General features: G+C 64.0%; 12 protein-coding genes. 11 read left to right on the forward strand and 1 reads right to left on the reverse strand.

From position 1 onward, the window contains the following. Window positions 1-33: 33 nt before the first annotated feature. On the reverse strand, window positions 34-1050 hold the full coding sequence (gene tssA / locus FXO12_RS18880) for a type VI secretion system protein TssA (RefSeq protein ID WP_054896052.1): 1017 nt from the start codon (window positions 1048-1050) through the stop codon (window positions 34-36). 393 nt (window positions 1051-1443) lie between these two features. On the opposite strand from tssA, the gene tagH reads away from it, so the two are divergent. From tagH to FXO12_RS18935, 11 genes are read left to right on the forward strand one after another with little or no spacing between them, the layout of a single operon-like run. Beyond that, the gene (gene tagH / locus FXO12_RS18885) at window positions 1444-2772 is read left to right on the forward strand and encodes a type VI secretion system-associated FHA domain protein TagH (protein WP_057975245.1); all 1329 of its coding nucleotides are present in this window, start codon (window positions 1444-1446) and stop codon (window positions 2770-2772) included. A gap of 57 nt (window positions 2773-2829) precedes the next feature. After that, complete coding sequence (gene tssJ / locus FXO12_RS18890) at window positions 2830-3339, forward strand: type VI secretion system lipoprotein TssJ (protein ID WP_034129109.1); 510 nt, start codon at window positions 2830-2832, stop codon at window positions 3337-3339. 18 nt (window positions 3340-3357) lie between these two features. Then, the gene (tssK, locus tag FXO12_RS18895; protein WP_003195550.1) at window positions 3358-4692 is read left to right on the forward strand and encodes a type VI secretion system baseplate subunit TssK; all 1335 of its coding nucleotides are present in this window, start codon (window positions 3358-3360) and stop codon (window positions 4690-4692) included. Window positions 4693-4698: 6 nt separating this feature from the next. Continuing rightward, a complete protein-coding gene (locus tag FXO12_RS18900; RefSeq protein WP_054896050.1) occupies window positions 4699-5988 on the forward strand; it encodes a DotU family type VI secretion system protein in 1290 nt (429 codons plus the stop codon). Then, window positions 5985-9485, forward strand: coding sequence for a type VI secretion system membrane subunit TssM (gene tssM, locus FXO12_RS18905; RefSeq protein ID WP_057975246.1), 3501 nt, complete (start codon window positions 5985-5987; stop codon window positions 9483-9485). Before FXO12_RS18900 ends, tssM begins: the two co-directional genes overlap by 4 nt. After that, entirely contained in the window at window positions 9482-10135 is a 654-nt protein-coding gene (tagF, locus tag FXO12_RS18910; protein ID WP_014720494.1) for a type VI secretion system-associated protein TagF, read from the forward strand. The genes tssM and tagF overlap by 4 nt, the downstream gene beginning before the upstream one ends. Beyond that, the gene (locus FXO12_RS18915) at window positions 10136-10855 is read left to right on the forward strand and encodes a PP2C family serine/threonine-protein phosphatase (protein ID WP_034129104.1); all 720 of its coding nucleotides are present in this window, start codon (window positions 10136-10138) and stop codon (window positions 10853-10855) included. Further along, entirely contained in the window at window positions 10852-13830 is a 2979-nt protein-coding gene (locus FXO12_RS18920) for a serine/threonine-protein kinase (RefSeq protein ID WP_054896047.1), read from the forward strand. The genes FXO12_RS18915 and FXO12_RS18920 overlap by 4 nt, the downstream gene beginning before the upstream one ends. Next, entirely contained in the window at window positions 13830-14534 is a 705-nt protein-coding gene (locus FXO12_RS18925) for an ABC transporter ATP-binding protein (RefSeq protein WP_034129102.1), read from the forward strand. Before FXO12_RS18920 ends, FXO12_RS18925 begins: the two co-directional genes overlap by 1 nt. Beyond that, window positions 14534-15718, forward strand: coding sequence for an FtsX-like permease family protein (locus FXO12_RS18930; protein ID WP_057975247.1), 1185 nt, complete (start codon window positions 14534-14536; stop codon window positions 15716-15718). Before FXO12_RS18925 ends, FXO12_RS18930 begins: the two co-directional genes overlap by 1 nt. Further along, complete coding sequence (locus tag FXO12_RS18935; RefSeq protein WP_057975248.1) at window positions 15711-17423, forward strand: SUMF1/EgtB/PvdO family nonheme iron enzyme; 1713 nt, start codon at window positions 15711-15713, stop codon at window positions 17421-17423. The genes FXO12_RS18930 and FXO12_RS18935 overlap by 8 nt, the downstream gene beginning before the upstream one ends. Window positions 17424-17439: the final 16 nt, after the last annotated feature.

Below are 17439 nucleotides of genomic sequence, written 5' to 3' on the forward strand. Positions count from 1 at the left end.
AGCGACGGTGTTGTTACTGCACGGTCCGGCGGCTTACTCGCTGTCGGGGCCGCGCAGGTTTTCAAATTGGGACATGCCATCGGGAATCAGATTGCGAACGATGGCCGCAAAGTCGGCATGTACCAGATTCTTGGCTCGGTTCAACAGCACCGGCAGCGGGCTCGAAGGCTCGTGGCGGGTGTAGTACGCAAGGATTTTGTCGAGGCTGCGCAGCACATCGTCGCGGGTGGCGATGTCGCCCGTCGGGCGAGGGGCTGCGGGCGCGGCGGCGTCGACCGAGGGGGCATTGTCTTCACTGACGGCCTCGGGATCGCTGCTGCTGTCGGTGTCTGGCACCGCTTGATTGAGAAGTTGCAGGGCCTGTTTGAGCGGCTGCTTCAAGGCGCTGAGGTCCACGCCCTGGGCGGAACCGACTTGGTCATTGACCTGTTGCTCAATGGCCTCGCACGCCGTGCGCGCCGCGCTCAAGGCGTCGCGGGTGGCTTGCAGTTGTTCGGGGTCGCTGTCCAGGAACGCGGCGTTGAGTTGCTGGTTGCCCAACTGTTCATCGGCAAAACTCTGCAGGCCGCTGGCGTTGAGCGCGGCGCGCAGGCTCACGGGCCCGAAGGTGCGCGAGCGTGTCAGGATGCTTTCGCGCAGCAGCCGAATATTGGTTTCGCAGGTCAGGCCGGTAAGGGCGTTGATGCGCACGGTGGGGTCGTTGTCATCGTCGGCATCCAGGCGCGGGTGCAGATCGGCCCAGTATTGGCGCAGCAAGGCGTTGATCAGCGTGAGGACTTCGGCCAGCCCGGCCACACCCTGGAGGGCGAGGGTGCTTTGCAGCAGAAAGTGGGTGATGCGCAGGTCTTTGCTGCGCTGCAACAGGTCGAGGCTTTGCTGCTGGATGCTGCGCCACTCGGGCGGCTCAGCGGGCAGGATCGAGTCGCCCATGCTGCGTTCGGGTTGGCCCTTGGCATCACGTTCCAATTGCAGAAATTGCGCGTCATATTCCATGTCCTCGCCACAAGGCGACGTCGCGGAAACGGCGGTGAGCAGCAACGGCACATCCACTGAATTCGATCTCCTTATCGGCCCGCTGGATGGCGGGCAATTCATGCACTAGTTGCGTAATGAACTTTGCATGTTTTCTTGGTCATACACTCAGTGCGCCACTACTGTGCCATCACTGATGTTCAAGAAGTTGTGCATTTTTGGTGTAGTACTTATGGCTTGTCAAGGTAAGCTATTCGCCCTCTGTGACAGATGTGCGGTGTTTAACAACCTGCGCGACTGGCGAGTCGAAAGGCGCGCCCAGAGCGGATTTTTGTCATGGAAGCCAGTTAAGATCAGCGATCATGCTGGTAAAAGCAGATTTTGGCGGTCGTTTGTACGACAGGACGGGACTCTCCAGGGCGGTGCTGCCTCCTGGGTAGACTGCGCGCGATGTATCAGCAAGGAGGCAAGATGTCGCTGTGTTTGACTATCACTAGTTATCACAAGATCACCCCTGGGCAATGCCCCGAAAAGTCCATGGATCAGGGCGTGATGGCTATTGGCCGCAGTTCTGACAATGACTGGGTATTGCCCGACCCTGAGCGTCTCGTCTCTTCGCAACATTGCGTTATTCAATACAAAGATGGCCGTTATTACTTGACCGATAACAGCACCAATGGTGTGGAGTTGGTCAAGGCGGGTATTCGTATGCGTCGGGGTAACAGCGAGCCGTTGCAAGATGGTGAGTTGATCCGCATCGGCGATTACGAAATCCAGGCGCGTATCGACTTCAACGTGCAGGCCATCGACAGCCAGCCATTTGCCGGTGACTCACCCAACAGCTTTGAAGCGCTGATGGGCGCCGTGGCGAGCCAACCTGCGCCCACACCGATGATCGCGCCGCAGTTCCAGCGCGCCTCGGCCATGGAAACCTTGCCAGACCTGTTCGACTTCCTCAGCCCCACCGCCGTGCCGCCGCCTACCGTGGCGGATCATGTGCCGTCCGAGCAACACGATTTTCGCCCCCCGGCTCCAGTGGCCGTACCGGCGCCCGAAAAGCCATTGGTGCAAGGCTCGGTGATTCCCGAAGACTGGGACCTGTTCAGCGACGCGCCCGCCCCCGTCGTCAATGCTGCGCCCGCCCCAGCACCGATCATCCCGTCGCCGCCCGTGGTCGAGCCTGTTGCGCTCCCCGTGGCCAATGCCGAGCCACCACCGGACCTCCTGCAAGCCTTCCTGCGCGGTGCGGGCCTGGACCAGTTGCGCCTGGACAAAGCCGACGCCTGCGCGCAGATGGAAAGCATCGGCCGCAGCTACCGGCTGATGGTCGAGGGCCTGATCGACGTATTGCGCGCCCGTGCCAGCCTCAAGGGCGAGTTCCGCATGCAGCAGACAATGATCCGCCCCGCCGAAAACAACCCATTGAAATTCGCCCCGAATGCCGATGAAGCGTTACTGCTGTTGCTGCGTCATGGCAACCAGGCGTTCATGGCGCCGGACCTTGCCGTACGTGACAGTTTCGACGACCTGCGCGCCCACCAGTTGGCCGTGATGGCTGGCGTGGAAGCGGCGATCAAGCACTTGCTCACGCGCTTTGAACCGGCGCAGCTGGAGGAGCGCATGGGCAAGCCCGGCGGCCTCTCCAGTCTCTTCAATGGTTCGCGCCAGGCCCAGTACTGGCAGCAGTTCACCGAGCTCTACAGCAACATTTCCCGCGAGGCCCAGGACGATTTCCAGGACTTGTTCGGTCGTGAATTCAGCCGGGCCTACGAAGAACACAGTGCACGACAGCGACGCTGAAAACGCCTCGCACCAATGGATAAAACGGATAGCTAAATACGTCATTGAGGACGCAGGATGATTCCCAGGTTTTTACTCGCAGCCGCTACCGTGCTGCTGCTGACGGCGTGTGCCAACGACACTGCCAAACCCCAGGCGGCTGCCGAGGCCGAAGCTGACACGGCCGCCGTTGAGCTGCATTTTCACGCGATTGCCGGGCTTAACCCCGGTGCCAACGGCCAGGCCGCGCCGGTGCGGGTGCGCATTTTCGAATTGAAAAACGCCGCGACCTTTTCACGCTCCGATTACTTCGCCCTGGCTGACCGTGCGCAATCCACCCTCGGCCTCGACCTGCTGGACCAGGACGAAGTGATGGTGCAGCCCGGCCAACAACTGAGCCTGCAGCGCGATCTCGACCCGTCCACGCGCCAGATCGGCTTGCTGGTGGGCTACCGCGAGTTGGACCGTGCGCAATGGCGCACGGTCATCAACGTGCCGCCGCGCCAATACAGCGAATACCAGATCAGCCTCGACGTGCATGCCGTGCGCGCCGACGTCGTGGCTTCCCCATCCAGCCCAGCCCAATAACAAGCAATCGGAGCCCCCATGTCCTGGAACAATCGCGTGGTCTGGTCGGAAGGCATGTTCATCGGAACGCAGCACTTCCAGCAGCATGACCGTTACCTGGAAAACCTGATCGATGCCCGCAGCCGCCCGTTGTCGGCGGGTGCCTGGGGGTTCTCCGAGCTGCTGATCGACCAGGGCCTGCTGGCCCAGGGCAAGCTGGCGATCGTGTCGGCCCGCGGCCTGTTGCCCGATGGCACGCCGTTCAATATTCCCCAGGACGACCTGGCGCCGAGCCCGTTGAATATCGACGACAACCTGCGCGACGGCCTGGTCTACCTGGCCCTGCCGCTCAAGCGTGCCGGCGCCCGTGACACGGTGGACGAGGGCGAGGCCCTGGAAGCCGCGCGCTACGTGAGCCAGGTGCGTGAAGTGCGCGACGACAACGCCCCGTTCGAAAACCGTGCACCGGTGGCCGTGGGGTCGCGGGCGTTGCGCCTGCTGACGGCGCAGGACGGCATCAGCGACTACGCGGCCATCGGCCTGGTACGCATCAAGGAAAAGCGTGCCGACCGTGCGTTGGTGCTCGATGACACTTACATCCCGCCCGTGCTGGACGTGGCCGCGAGCAAACCGCTGACGGCCTTTCGCAGCGAACTGCTGGGCCTGTTGCACCAGCGTGGCGAAGCCCTGGCCGGCCGCGTGGTGGCCTCGGGTGCCGGGGGGGCCTCGGAGATCGCCGACTTCATGCTGCTGCAACTGGTCAACCGCGCCCAGCCGCTGATCCAGCACTTCAGCCAGTTGAGCCCGTTGCACCCGGAGCGCTTCTTCAGCGAACTGGTCAGCCTGGCCGGTGAGTTTTCCACCTTCTCAACCTCCAGCCGTCGCCCCCAGGAATACCCGCAGTACCAGCACGATGACCTGGCCCTGAGCTTCATGCCGGTGATGGCGGCCTTGCGTGAGGCGCTGTCGATGCTCATCGACAGCAAGGCCACGCCGATCCCGATTGTGGAGAAAGCCTACGGCATTCATGTGGCGATGCTGGCCGACAAGACCCTGCTCGACAACGCCAGTTTCATCCTCGTGGTGCGCGCCGATGTGCCCGGCGAAACCCTGCGTGCGCGTTTCGGCCAGCAGAGCAAGGTCGGCTCGGTGGAGCACATCCGCGACATGGTCAACCTGCAACTGCCGGGCATCGGCCTGCTGCCGTTGCCGGTGGCGCCGCGCCAATTGCCTTACCACGCCGGCAGCACCTACTACGAGCTGGACCGTGGCAGCGAGCACTGGCAGCAGCTGAATAATTCCGGCGGTTTCGCCTTCCATATCGCCGGGCAGTTCCCGGGCTTGAACCTGGCCTTCTGGGCGATCCGAGGATAATTGGCGATGCATCCCAATGATGATGACCGCACCCAGTTCATGCCGCGCCCGGGTGGCCGAGAACCTGCACCCGCGCGTGCCGAACCTGCGCCGCTGTCGATGCCGGCTGCGCCGATCCTCACCGGCAAGAGCCAGGGCCTCAACCCGCTGGAAAGTGCCGCCGGCCCGTTGCTGGCGTTGTTGACGCGGTTGCGCAACACCATTGCCCATCCCGCGCCGGCCAGCCTGCGTGCGCAGTTGCTGGCGTACCTGCGCCAGTTCGAAGAACGCGCCGAAGCCGCCGGTGTGGCACGCAATGAAGTGCTGTTGGCCCGTTACGCGCTGTGCACTGCCTTGGATGAAGCGGTGCTGAGCACGCCGTGGGGCAGCACCAGTGACTGGGGTAAGCAGAGCCTGCTGATCACCGTGCACAACGAAGCCTGGGGTGGCGAAAAGGTTTTCCAGTTGCTTGATCACTGTCTGCAAAGCCCACGGGAACGCCTGTACCTGCTGGAGCTGTTGTACCTGTGCATGTGCCTGGGTTTTGAAGGGCGTTACCGCGTGATGACCGACGGGCGCAGCCAGTTGGAAGCCTTGCGTGAACGCACCGCCGCAGCGATACGCAGCGCCCGTGGCGAGCACGAGCGTGAGCTGTCGCCGCACTGGCGCGGTGTGACCGTGGCCCGTGATCGCCTGGCGCAATTCATGCCGCCATGGATTGCCGTGGCGATTGGCTTGGCGCTGCTGTTGGCGTTGCTGTTCGGCCTGCGCATGAAGCTGGCCTCGGACGCCGAGCCGGTGTTCAAGAATATTCATGCCCTGGGCGAGATCCCGGTGCAGGCCATCGACCGTCCGGTGGCGCAGCCCAAAGTGATTGAGCGCCCGCGCCTGGCCGGGTTTCTGGCCGATGACATCAAGGCCGGCCGCGTGGCGGTGGAAGACAAGGTTGACCGCTCTGTGGTGACCATTCGTGGCGATGAGCTGTTCGCCTCGGCCAGCTCCAGCATCGTCGATGACTACCAGCCGCTGATGCTGCGCATCGCTGACGCCATTCGCAAGGTCAAGGGCCAGGTGCGTGTCACCGGGCACAGCGACAACCGCCCGATTGCCACGTTGCGCTTCCCCTCCAACTGGGCGTTGTCCGAAGCCCGGGCCAAGTCGGTGCTGGAGATTCTCGCGGCCAAGACCGGCCAGGCCGAGCGCTTCAGTGCCGAAGGCCGCAGCGACACGGAGCCGTTGGCTACCAACAGTACTGCCGAAGGCCGTGCCCGCAATCGTCGGGTTGAAATCACCGTATTGGCGGAGGGCGTCGAGTGAAGGCGTTTTTCAGTTTCATGATTCGCTGGGTGATCCCCGTGCTGGGCCTGATTGCCCTGAGCCTGATCATCTGGTTTGTTGGCCCGCTGCTGGACGTGCTGGTGCCCGAAGGGCGCCGTTGGGCGCTGATCGTGCTGGTGTTTGCGCTGTGGGTGACCTACCGCGTGTTCCGTATTATCCAGGCCCGTCGCCAGGCCGCCGAAGTGATGCGCAGCCTGGCCGCAGAAACCCCGGTCGACCCCAACAGCGTTGCGACCGCCGAAGAGCTGTCCACGCTGCGCCAGCGCATGGACGAAGCCCTGGCACTGCTGAAAAAGGCCAAGCTGGGCGGCGATGAGCGCCGCAACCTCTACGAGTTGCCGTGGTACGTGATCATCGGCCCGCCGGGCTCGGGCAAGACTACCGCGCTGGTCAATTCCGGGCTGCATTTCCCGCTGGCGGCGCAATTGGGTGCCGGTGCGGTGCGGGGCGTGGGTGGTACGCGCAACTGCGACTGGTGGTTTACCGACCAGGCCGTATTGCTCGACACCGCTGGCCGCTATACCACCCAGGACAGCAACTCCACGGTGGACAAAGCCGCCTGGCTGGGCTTTCTCGACTTGCTGAAAAAGCAGCGTTCGCGCCGGCCGATCGACGGGGCGTTTATCGCCATCAGCCTCTCGGATCTGCTGCTGGGCACCGACGCCGAGCGCGCAGCCCATGCCGCCGCGATTCGCCTGCGCATCCAGGAGTTGTATACGCAGCTGGGCGTGCGTTTCCCCATCTACCTGATGCTCACCAAGCTCGACCTGGTGCCGGGCTTCATGGAGTTCTTCGACAACCTGAGCAAGGAAGAGCGCGCCCAGGTGTGGGGCATGACCTTTGCCCTGGACGACGGCAAAAACAGCGACAGCCCGCTGGCGCACCTGCAAAGCGAGTTCGCGGGCTTGGAGCAGCGTCTCAACGAACGCCTGGTCGAGCGCTTGCAGCAGGAACGCGACCCGGCACGACGCGACCTGATCTACGGCTTCCCGCAGCAGTTCGGCGCGCTGAAAGATTGCCTGCAAAGCTTCCTCGAAGGCGTGTTCAAACCCAACGCTTTTGAAGAGCGCGTGTTGCTGCGTGGCGTGTACTTCACCAGCGGCACCCAGGAAGGCAGCCCGATTGACCGCCTGATCGGTGCCATGGCCCAGAGTATGAACCTGGACCGCCAGCACCTGGCGCGCCAGAGCGGTACCGGGCGCAGTTACTTCATCGAAAAACTCTTCACCGCCGTGGCCTTTGCCGAGCGTGGTTTGGTGGGTGTGAACCCGAAGGTCGAACGGCGTCGCAAGTGGATCGCCCGTGGCGTACTGGCGGCCACCGTCGCGCTGGTGGTGGTGGTCAGCAGCCTGTGGTGGGTGAGCTATCGCGCTAACCAAGCGTATATCGCCCAGGTCGATCAGAAGGTCGCGCCCCTGGGCCAGACCGTACAGAACCTGAGTCCGGCACAACGGGAAGTGCTCGCCGTGCTGCCGTTGCTCAATGCGGTGAAGAACCTGGCGGGGGATTCGCCGAGCTGGTCCGAAGGGCTGGGGCTGTACCAGGGCGATATGCTCGAAGCCGAGTCCGCCAGCGTGTACCGCAAACTGTTGATCGCCGTGTTCGCGCCACGCCTGGTGACGCGTATCGAAGAGCAACTGCACGGCGGCGGTAACTCGGACTTTCTCTACGAGGGCCTCAAGGCTTACCTGATGCTCGCCGACACCGAGCATTACGACCCCGACTTCATCAAGGCCTGGATCGCCCTGGACTGGGACCGCAACCTGCCCCGCGACCTGCCGGCCGACCAGCGTCAGGCCCTGGCCGGGCACTTGCAGGCGCTGTTCGAACGCCACCCGCCGAGCGCACGCCTGGACCCACGGCTGATCGACGATTTGCGTCGACAGTTGCAGCAATTGCCGGTAGCCCAGCGCGTGTACGACCGCGTCAAGCGCCAGAAACTGCCCGAAGGTATCCCGGACTTTCGCCTCAATGAGGCCGCCGGTCGCGATGCCGCGCTAGTGTTCAGCCGCAAGAGCGGCAAGCCGTTGGGCGAGCCGTTGAGTGGTTTCTTTACTGCCAAGGGCTATCGCCAGGCGTTTTTGCTCAGCAGTCTGAACCAGACCGGCACCCTGGCCGAAGAGCAATGGGTGCTGGGCCATGAACAGGCCGACCAGCAGAACGTGGTGAGCCTGGCCGCCGACGTGCGCCGTTTGTACTTCCAGGATTACCAGCGCCAGTGGGACTCGTTGCTCGCCGACATCGACTTTGTGCCGATCACCAGCGTGGCACAGGCCGCCGATGTGCTGCGGGTGATTTCCGGTCCCACCTCGCCGCTGAAAAAACTGTTGGTGGCGGTCGCCAGGGAAACCGACCTGCAAGCCGAAGAACGCCAACTGGCCGCCAAAGGCGTGCCGGTGGAGGGCGGCGTGGACAAGCTCAAGGAGCGCCTCGGCAGCTTGCTGGGCGAGGCACAACCGACGGCGAATGCCCCGGCACCGGCGGATGATCCGGTGACCGCGCACTTTGCCGAACTCAACAGCATCGTCAGCAAAAACGAAGGCGAACCGGCGGCCATCGACGGCCTGCTGTCGGACATGAATGCGCTGTATGTGCAGGTCAGTGCCATGGTCGGTGCCAGCGGCGATGCCTTGCTCGGTGAGGCCAAGAACCAGGCGGCGGCTGCGGCCACGCGGGTCAGCCTGAACGCCGAGCGTCAGCCGCCGCTGGTGCAGGGCATGGTCAAGTCGGTGGTCAATTCCACCACCAACAGCATGATGGGCGGGGTGCGTAACCAGCTGAACGCGGCGTGGGTCAGTGAGGTGGTCAACGTGTATCGCCAGTCGTTGGCCGGGCGTTACCCAATGTCGCCGGGCAGTGCGCGGGACGCCACCCTGGATGACTTCGGCCAGTTCTTCGGCGTGGGCGGGGTGATGGACAACTACTTCCGCAAATACCTGCAGCCCTATGTGGACACATCGGCACAGACCTGGCGCTGGCAACCTGGGGCGGCGCAGAAGCTGGGGATTGCTCCTGGCGTGCTGCAAACCTTCCAGCGTGCGGCGTCGATTCGGGACGCGTTCTTCCGCTCCGGTGGCACCCAACCCATCGTGCGTTTCGAACTCAAGCCGGTGTCGATGGACCCTACCATCACTCAGTTCCTGCTTGACCTGGACGGCCAGCAATTGAGCTACGACCACGGCCCGAGCCGCCCGGTAGCGATGCAATGGCCGAACCCCGGCAGCATTGGCGTGGTGCGTATTTCTATCATGCCGCCGTCGGCCAGTGGTCGCTCCGGCATCACCCTGGACGGCCCGTGGGCCTGGTTCCGTCTGCTGGAGCAATCAGACCTCACCGCAGGCAACTCGCCGGACCGTTTCAACCTGCGCCTGCGGGTCGATGGCGCGAGCATCGCCTACGAGTTGCGCGCCAACAGTGCGTTCAACCCGTTCAAGAGCCGCGTGCTCAGCGGCTTCAGCCTGCCGGAGCGGCTATGACGGCCCTGGGTTTCTACGGCAAGTTGGCCAGCCGCGGGGACTTCGTCAGCCGCGCCTTGCCCCAGAGCTTTATAGGCCCGTGGGACAGCTGGCTGGCAGCGGGTTTGCTCGCCAGCCAGAACAGCCTCGGCGCTGACTGGCTGAATGCGTACCTGGTCAGCCCGTTGTGGCGCTTTGTGCTGGCGCCGGGCGTGTGCGGGCCGGATGCGGCGGCGGGCGTGGTGATGCCGAGCATTGACCGGGTCGGGCGGTATTTTCCGCTGGCGGTGGTGACCTTGCTGGATCACGACACCAACCCGGCGTCGCTGGTGGGCGGTTCGGACGCCTGGTTCGAGCAGGCTGAAACCTTGTTGCTCAGCACCCTCGACAGCGGCGCGACCTTCGAAAGCTTCAACGCCGGGCTCGACGAGTTGGGCGTACCGGCCAGCGAGCCGCGAGCGGTGGACAGCCGTTTTGCCGGCCTGCAAAGGGTGGCAGCCACCGTGCCGCACCAGCGTATGACCGCGCTGGCCGAACAGGCGTGCGAGGGCGCAAGCCTGTGGTGGGGGCGAGGTTCGCAGCGTATCTCCCCCGGTTTATTACGGTGCCAGGGCCTGCCTGCCGCCAGCGATTTTGCGCAGTTTTTGCTCGGACAAGAAGGTGTGGTGTAGATGGGCGTGACGTACGAATCCGCGAGCAAAAGCCATGTGGGCATGGTTCGCCAAGTCAACGAAGATGCCTTTCTGGACCTGCCGGAAAACCGCCTGTGGGTGGTGGCCGATGGCATGGGCGGGCACGCGGCGGGGGACTATGTCAGCAGCTTGATCGTCGACAGCCTGCGCCATGTGCCGCTGGGCCGCTCCCTGGACGAATACTCGGCGGCGCTGCGCAATGACCTGCTGCGCATCAACGCGGCCGTGCGCGAAGAAACCGCCAACCGTGGCGTGACCATGATGGGCAGCACCGTGGTGGTGTTCGCCGCGCGCGGCTTGCGCGGGGTGTGCCTGTGGGCCGGCGACAGCCGCCTGTACCGCTTGCGCGACGGCGTGCTGGAAAGCATTTCCCGCGACCACAGCTACGTGCAAGACCTGCAAGACAGCGGCCTGCTCAGCGAAGCCGACGCCCGCACCCACCCGCGCTCCAATATCGTCACCCGCGCCATTGGCGTGGAGGCCCAGTTGGACGTCGCCTCGGTGGACCTGTTAATCGCTCCCGGCGACAGCTATTTGCTGTGCAGTGATGGCCTCAACAAGACCGTCGAAGACCATGAAATCCGCGACGTGCTCAGCCATGACGCGCCGGATGAAATCGTGCGCAGCCTGGTGCACTTGGGGCTCAATCGCGGCGCACCAGACAACATCACCACCCTCGTCGTGAAGGTCTCGTCATGAACATCGTCATCCCGGGTTATGACATCGAAGGCGAGATTGGCGAAGGCGCCATGGCCAGCGTGTACTTGGCGACCCAGCGCTCGCTGGAGCGCAAGGTGGCGTTGAAGGTGATGGCGGCAGCGCTGGCGGCCGACCCGAGTTTCTGCGAACGCTTCCTGCGCGAGGGCAAGACGCTGGCGCGTTTGTCACACCCGCACACGGTGACCATCCATGACATCGGCAACGTCGGTGAGCTGTATTACATGGCCATGGAATACCTGCCCAATGGCACGCTCAAGGAGCGCATTGCTGCTGGGCTGACCCCGGAGCAGGGCGTGACGCTCATCCGCCAGATTGCCTCGGCCCTGGGCTATGCCCATGCCCAAGGGCTGGTGCACCGCGACGTCAAGCCGGCGAACATTCTGTTCCGGGCCGATGGCACGGCGGTGTTGTCGGACTTCGGGATTGCCAAGTCGCTGGACGATCGCACCCAATTCACCCAGGCCGGGTTTGCCGTGGGCACGCCGAGCTACATGAGCCCCGAGCAGGCGCGGGGTCAGGAGATCGATGGCCGCGCCGACCTCTACGCGCTGGGCGTGGTGCTGTATGAAATCCTCGTCGGCAAGCTGCCTTACAACGGCACCGATGCGCTTTCCACCGCTCTGGCGCATTTGACTGAACCCTTGCCGGAATTGCCGGTGCATCACGGGCGCTACCAGGGGGTGCTGCGCAAGTTGTTGGCCAAGGACCCGGCGGAGCGTTATCCGGATGCGGCAGCGTTGTTGTTGGCGCTGGATCAACTGCCTGCTGATGAATCGGATGCCACGCTGGTACGGCCGCTGCCGATTCCATTGAGCGTTGATCTGGCGGGCATCACGCCTGTCACCATCGACATTCCGACGGATAAACCGCAACCGCAGCCAATAGTGCGTCAACCGGTGGTCACGCCGACGCAGCACAATGCTCCGTCCGAGCAGCGCCGTGGGCCGGTATTGGCCTTGGCCGCTGTGGCGGTCGCCGTCGCGTTGGCCATTGGCGGCGCCAGCTACTGGTGGTTGAACGGCGGCGATGAACCGGCCAAGCCGCCAGCCGCCGTGGCGCCCAAGGTGACGCCGCCCGTGGCTGTCGCTGAAGTGGATGGCGGTCAGCGCCCGTTGCTGATGGCAGGCAAGAAAACCTTGTTCCAGCGTGTACTCAGCAAACCCGGCGCCCTGCTTTCAGTGGACGCTGGGAGCCCGCCGGGTAGAGCGCTGCCGGCGTTTTCCGTGCTCTACGTGTATCAGCGCAAAGAAGTCGATGGCAGCCCGTGGGTGCGCGTCGGCGCCGCTACCGATGGTCGCAGCGACGGTTGGCTGCCGGCCTCCCAGGTCAGCGACTGGAAACAAAGCCTGGTGCTCAAGTTCACCGAGCGCTCAGGCCGGGCGCCCGTGATGTTCCTGCGCCAGCCCGGTGAGGTGGAAAAACTACTGGCTGACCCTGCTGCAGCGAAAAGCGCCTTGGCCAAGGCGCAGAACAACCGAGAAGACAACCAGCAAGTCCTGGCCCTGGAACCCACCGCCAGCGCGGTGCCGCAGAACCAGTTCTACCTGTTGCCGATCTTCGATTCCAAAGAGAGCTTCGACGACAACGGCCAGCCGGTGCAGTTGCTCAACGTGGCCTCCATCGACCCAGGCAGCCGCGCCGCTGCCAGACCGGCCAGCCCGACGCTCAGCGCGAATGCCGACGCATTCCGCACGGCGGTGGTGCTGGTGGTGGACACCACCGTGTCGATGCAGCCCTACATCGACCAGATTCGCGACGTGGTGCATGAGCTACAAACCCGCATTGCCGAGCGCGGCGAGTTGGACAGCGTCAGCTTCGGCATGGTCGGCTTTCGCAGCAGCATCCAGAAAACCCCGGGCCTTGAGTATGTCGCCAAGACCCTGATCAGCCTCGACCAAGGTCGCGACCCGCAGCGCTTTCTGGATATGGCGCGCCAGGTCAAAGCGTCGACGGTGTCCAGCCACTCGTTCAACGAAGATGCGTTTGCCGGGGTGATGCAGGCAGTGGACGGCATGGATTGGTCCGGCTACGGCGGGCGCATCATCCTGCTGGTTTCCGATGCCGGCGCGCTGCGCAAGAACGACCCGTTCGCCGCCACCCAGATGAACGAAGCGGAAGTGCGCCAGGCGGCGCTGGGCAAGCAGATCAAGATCTACGCGCTGCACCTGCGCACCGATGCCGGCAAGAAAACCCATGCCGGCGCCGAGAGCCAGTATCGCGTCCTCACCGCCGACGCCAACCCGCAGATCGGCGACCTGTACACGCCGGTGCCAGGGGGCGATGTGCGCAAGCTGGGTGAGCGCGTCGATGAGATCGGCACGGTGTTCGCCAACCTGGTGCATCAGGTGCGCAGCAACACGCCGCAGCCCGTGCCGTTGCTCAGTGCCGCGCCGAGCCTGGCGGACAAGTCCGCCGCCGTCGGCTATGCCATGCACATGGACTTTCTCGGGCGCAAGACCGCGAGCCAGGCACCGCAATTGGTCAGCGCCTGGACCGCTGATCGTGACCTAACCAACCCGGCGCTGCCAGCGTTCCAGGTGTGCGTGATGTTGACCAAGCTGCAACTCAACGACCTGCAACAATCGTTGAAGTTGATCGTGGATGCAGCGCGCAAAACACAAAGCTCGCCCAAGGATTTCTTCCAGGAGATCGCCAGCGCCTCGGCCTATATGAGCCGCGACCCGCAGGCCCTGCGCAAGGGCGGCAACCTGGCTGACGGCGGCCTGCTCGGTGAATACCTGGAGGGCCTACCGTACCGCAGCAAGTCGCTGAACATGACCCAGGACCTGTGGTTGTCATTGAGCGTGGCCGAGCAGGAAGACTTTATCGACGAGCTGGATTCGAAAATCCGCCTGTATGAAACCTTCCATAACGACGTGGCCAACTGGGTCCGTTTCGGCGATGCCGAACCGGGCGATGCGTTGTATCGCGTGCCGCTGTCGACGCTGCCGTAATGTTGAACCTGAGCGCGGTGCACAAGAGCCGGGGCGTCGGTAGCCAGCGCTACAGCCTGGCGATCCCTGCGTTGCAGCTGGGCGCGGGTGAACAACTGGCAATTGTCGGCCCCAGTGGTTGCGGCAAGAGCACCTTGCTCGACCTGCTGGCGCTGGTGTTGGCGCCGGATCAGGTGGGGCAGTTTGCATTCAACCAACACGACGTCGGCGCGCTGTGGCGTGCCGACCGGCAATCGGCGCTGGCCGCGTTACGCAGCCAGCACTTGGGCTATGTGCCGCAGACCGGGGGGTTGCTGGGGTTTCTGGACGTGCGCGGCAATATCGCGCTGTCGCGCCAACTGCTGGGCTTGCAGGACGACGGCCGCGTGGCGCGCCTGGCTGAGCAGTTGCAGATCAGCGATCAGTTGGCCAAGCGCCCGGCGGCGTTGTCGGTGGGCCAACGCCAGCGGGTCAGCTGTGCGCGGGCTCTGGCCCATGGGCCGCAACTGGTGCTGGCTGATGAGCCGACGGCGTCCCTGGACCCGCTCAACGCCGAGCGCGTGATGCAGGCGCTGCTGGCCCAGGCCCGCGAACACCGTACGGCCTGTGTGATCGCCACCCATGACGAACCGCTGGCCCGCGCCAGTGGCTTGCAGGTGCGGCGAATCAGTTGCCAGCGCGACCCAGACGGCGGCGTCACCGCAACCCTCGGGGAGGCGTGCTGATGCGCATCGGCCTGGTTGCTTCGCTTGCGTGGCAGGACTACCGCAACGATGGGTGGCTGTCGGCCTGTTCGGTGTTGGCATTGGTGGCGGTTATCGCGCCATTGCTGGTGTTATTCGGGCTGAAATTTGGACTGGTTAGCAGTTTGACCGAACGCTTGGAGACCGACCCCGCCAGCCGTGAAATCATCCCGTTGGGCGGTGGTCGATTCAGCTCGGCGTTTATCGCGCAACTGGGTGAGCGCAGCGATGTGGCGTTTGCTGTGCCGCGCACACGGCAGATTGCGGCCACGGCGCAGGTGGGCACCTTGACCCTGGAAATGCTGCCGACTGCCGCAGGCGACCCGTTGCTGGCAGGCTTGCCGATGCCCCACGGCCTGGGCCAGATCGTGCTCAGCCATACCGCCGCCGAAAAGCTCGCGGCAAGGCCCGGTGATTGGCTGGAAACCAGCTTTGCGCGGCAAGTGGCGGGGCGCGTCGAGGCCCAGCGCACGCGGTTGCAGGTGTTGGCGGTGTTGCCGCTGGAGGCCTTCGCTCGCGAGGGTCTGTTTGCCGATCTGGCGTTGCTGGAGGCAGCGGAAGATTATCGCGACGGCCGTGCGGTGCCGGCGTTGGGTTGGGCCGGTGAAGCGGCGAGCGTGAGCGAACAGCGTATCTACCCGGCGTTTCGCCTGTATGCGCGCAGCCTCAGTGATGTGGAACCGTTGCGGGTGTATTTCGCCGGGCAGAAGCTGTTGGTTTCAACCCAGGCGCACACCATCGCTCAAGTGCAATCGTTGAGCCGCAACCTGTCGATTGTGTTCTGGATCATCGCCGGGTTGGCGTTGGCCGGGGCGTTTGCGGCGATTTTCGCGGGGACCCTGGCGGCGGTGGCGCGTAAGCACCGTGAACTCTCGGTGTTGCGCCTGCTGGGGTTTTCCACCGCCGCGTTGTTGCTGTTTGTGCTGCTGCAAGCGCTATACAGCGCGGGTTTTGCCGCTGTGCTCAGCGTTGGGCTGTATGGCCTGGCTGAGGCGGCGTTGAACAAGCTTTTTGTGCAGGTGCCAGGCGAGTACGCCAGCCACCTGTTGGCGCGCCATTACGGCCTGGCCCTAGTGGCGGTGCTCGGCGTCAGTGCCGTGGCGGCCGCCTGTGGTGGTTGGCGGGTGGCCCGTATCCAGGCTTCTGAAGGAATCAGAGATGTATAAATTACTGGGCGCCTGCGTGGCGCTGAGCCTGGCCTCGCTGGCCTGGGCTGATGAAGCAAGTTACAAGCTCGACAACCCCAAGCCGTTGCCGGACGACGTGAGCCTGCCGCTGCCCTGCGAAGGTAACATGGTATTCCGCTACGCCTACATTCTGGCCCAGGGCACCCTGGATGACCGTGAAATCAGCCTGGGCTACCCCTTTGCCGAAGGCGAGGCGGGTTATCAGCAGTCGTTTATTTCCGGTTACCGCCGCGACTTCATCAACGGCCAGTTCACCCTCAAGGACTTGCCCAAGGACTGGAGCAAGGTCATCGCGCCGCAGATGCCGAAGACCGACGCCAAGACCCCGCTCAAGCCCATGCTGTACTTCATTGGCAAATACGAAGTGACTGCTCGCCAATACGCCCAGGTGATGGCCCAGGCGCAGTCCCTGGCCAGCGGCGAACCGGCGCCGGCGTGTGATGCGCCCACGGGCATGGCCGGGCGTTTGCCCAAGGTGAAACTGTCGCGCTTTGAAGCCGAGCGTTTCTCGGCGGTGTACAGCGCCTGGCTGATGAAATACCACCGCGAACTGCTGCCGGTGAGCGGGCGCGGTGCGTCGACCGAAGACGGTGGCCTGGGATTTGTGCGCCTGCCCACCGAAGTGGAATGGGAGTACGCCGCGCGCGGCGGCCAGGCGGTGAGCCGCCAGGACCTGGAAGGCCGGCTGTATCCACGGCGCGTCGAGGGCAGTGAAAGCGATGGCCCGCTGGCCGATTACGCGGTGTTCAACCAAGTGGCCGGCGGCACCGGCCAGGCAGCGCGGTTGATGCCCATCGGCACCAAATTACCTAACCCCATCGGCATGTTCGACGTGATCGGCAACGCCGCGGAAATGGTCCAGGAATCCTTCCAACTGGTACACGCTGGCCGCCGCCAGGGCACCTACGGCGGCTTTGTGGTCAAGGGCGGCAACTACCTGGAAGGCGAGGGCACGTTGTTCACCGGCATGCGCCGCGAATACCCGCTGTTTGCCGCTGATGGCACCGAGCAAAGCAACGAGACCACCGGTTTTCGCGTGGCGATTGGCGCGTTGTCGGCGCCGCGCTCGCGCTACAAGGAGCTGTTCGCCCAGTGGCAGAAGGAAGGCCGCCTGGCCGCGCTGACCGATGCCATCGACGACGCCCAGGACCCGACCAAACGCCTGGACAGCATCATCGCCGCCAGTGTCGATCCCAAGCTGCAAGCCGAACTGGGCCTGGTCAACGAAGAGCTCAAGCGCAACGTGTCGCTGATCGCCCAGCAACGCGAAGAAGCGGCGGGCAATTTGATCCAGTCGGCGGCGTTGGTGGCCGAGACCATCAGCAACTACAACATCCGCCTGGCCAACCTGCAGAAGAGTCGCCAGCAGGCGGTGGACAGCAAGGACGAGGCCAGCACGCAGCTGTTCGACATGGCCATCACCAATGGACGCAGCGCGTTGGACGGCGCGGTGGCGATTTACATCGACAACCTGGCCACCGGCACGCGCTACACCGATGCGGTGATCCAGGCGCAGTTTCAACGGATCAAGGAAGAGTTGGATCGCAAGCCAGTGCTCGGCAAGAGCCTGGTGACGCGCGCGACACTGTTCGTTCGCCATGTTGGCAACTACCGCAAGCAACAGCGGGCCGACCCGGCAACGATCTTGAAGGAATTGCTCGCAGCGAGCGGTCAGCGGTCTTGATCGTTGGCTGTCTAGC

This window comes from Pseudomonas sp. J380 (assembly GCF_009827115.1).
Taxonomy (GTDB): Bacteria; Pseudomonadota; Gammaproteobacteria; order Pseudomonadales; family Pseudomonadaceae; genus Aquipseudomonas; species Aquipseudomonas paracarnis.

What these genes read in the sequence shown, in the direction of transcription:
- tagH (WP_057975245.1), top strand. Translation starts at nt 1,444, where the DNA reads ATGTCGCTGTGTTTGACTATCACTAGTTATCACAAGATCACCCCTGGG.
- tssJ (WP_034129109.1), top strand. Translation starts at nt 2,830, where the DNA reads ATGATTCCCAGGTTTTTACTCGCAGCCGCTACCGTGCTGCTGCTGACG.
- tssK (WP_003195550.1), top strand. Translation starts at nt 3,358, where the DNA reads ATGTCCTGGAACAATCGCGTGGTCTGGTCGGAAGGCATGTTCATCGGA.
- FXO12_RS18900 (WP_054896050.1), top strand. Translation starts at nt 4,699, where the DNA reads ATGCATCCCAATGATGATGACCGCACCCAGTTCATGCCGCGCCCGGGT.
- tagF (WP_014720494.1), top strand. Translation starts at nt 9,482, where the DNA reads ATGACGGCCCTGGGTTTCTACGGCAAGTTGGCCAGCCGCGGGGACTTC.
- FXO12_RS18915 (WP_034129104.1), top strand. Translation starts at nt 10,136, where the DNA reads ATGGGCGTGACGTACGAATCCGCGAGCAAAAGCCATGTGGGCATGGTT.
- FXO12_RS18920 (WP_054896047.1), top strand. Translation starts at nt 10,852, where the DNA reads ATGAACATCGTCATCCCGGGTTATGACATCGAAGGCGAGATTGGCGAA.
- FXO12_RS18925 (WP_034129102.1), top strand. Translation starts at nt 13,830, where the DNA reads ATGTTGAACCTGAGCGCGGTGCACAAGAGCCGGGGCGTCGGTAGCCAG.
- FXO12_RS18930 (WP_057975247.1), top strand. Translation starts at nt 14,534, where the DNA reads ATGCGCATCGGCCTGGTTGCTTCGCTTGCGTGGCAGGACTACCGCAAC.
- FXO12_RS18935 (WP_057975248.1), top strand. Translation starts at nt 15,711, where the DNA reads ATGTATAAATTACTGGGCGCCTGCGTGGCGCTGAGCCTGGCCTCGCTG.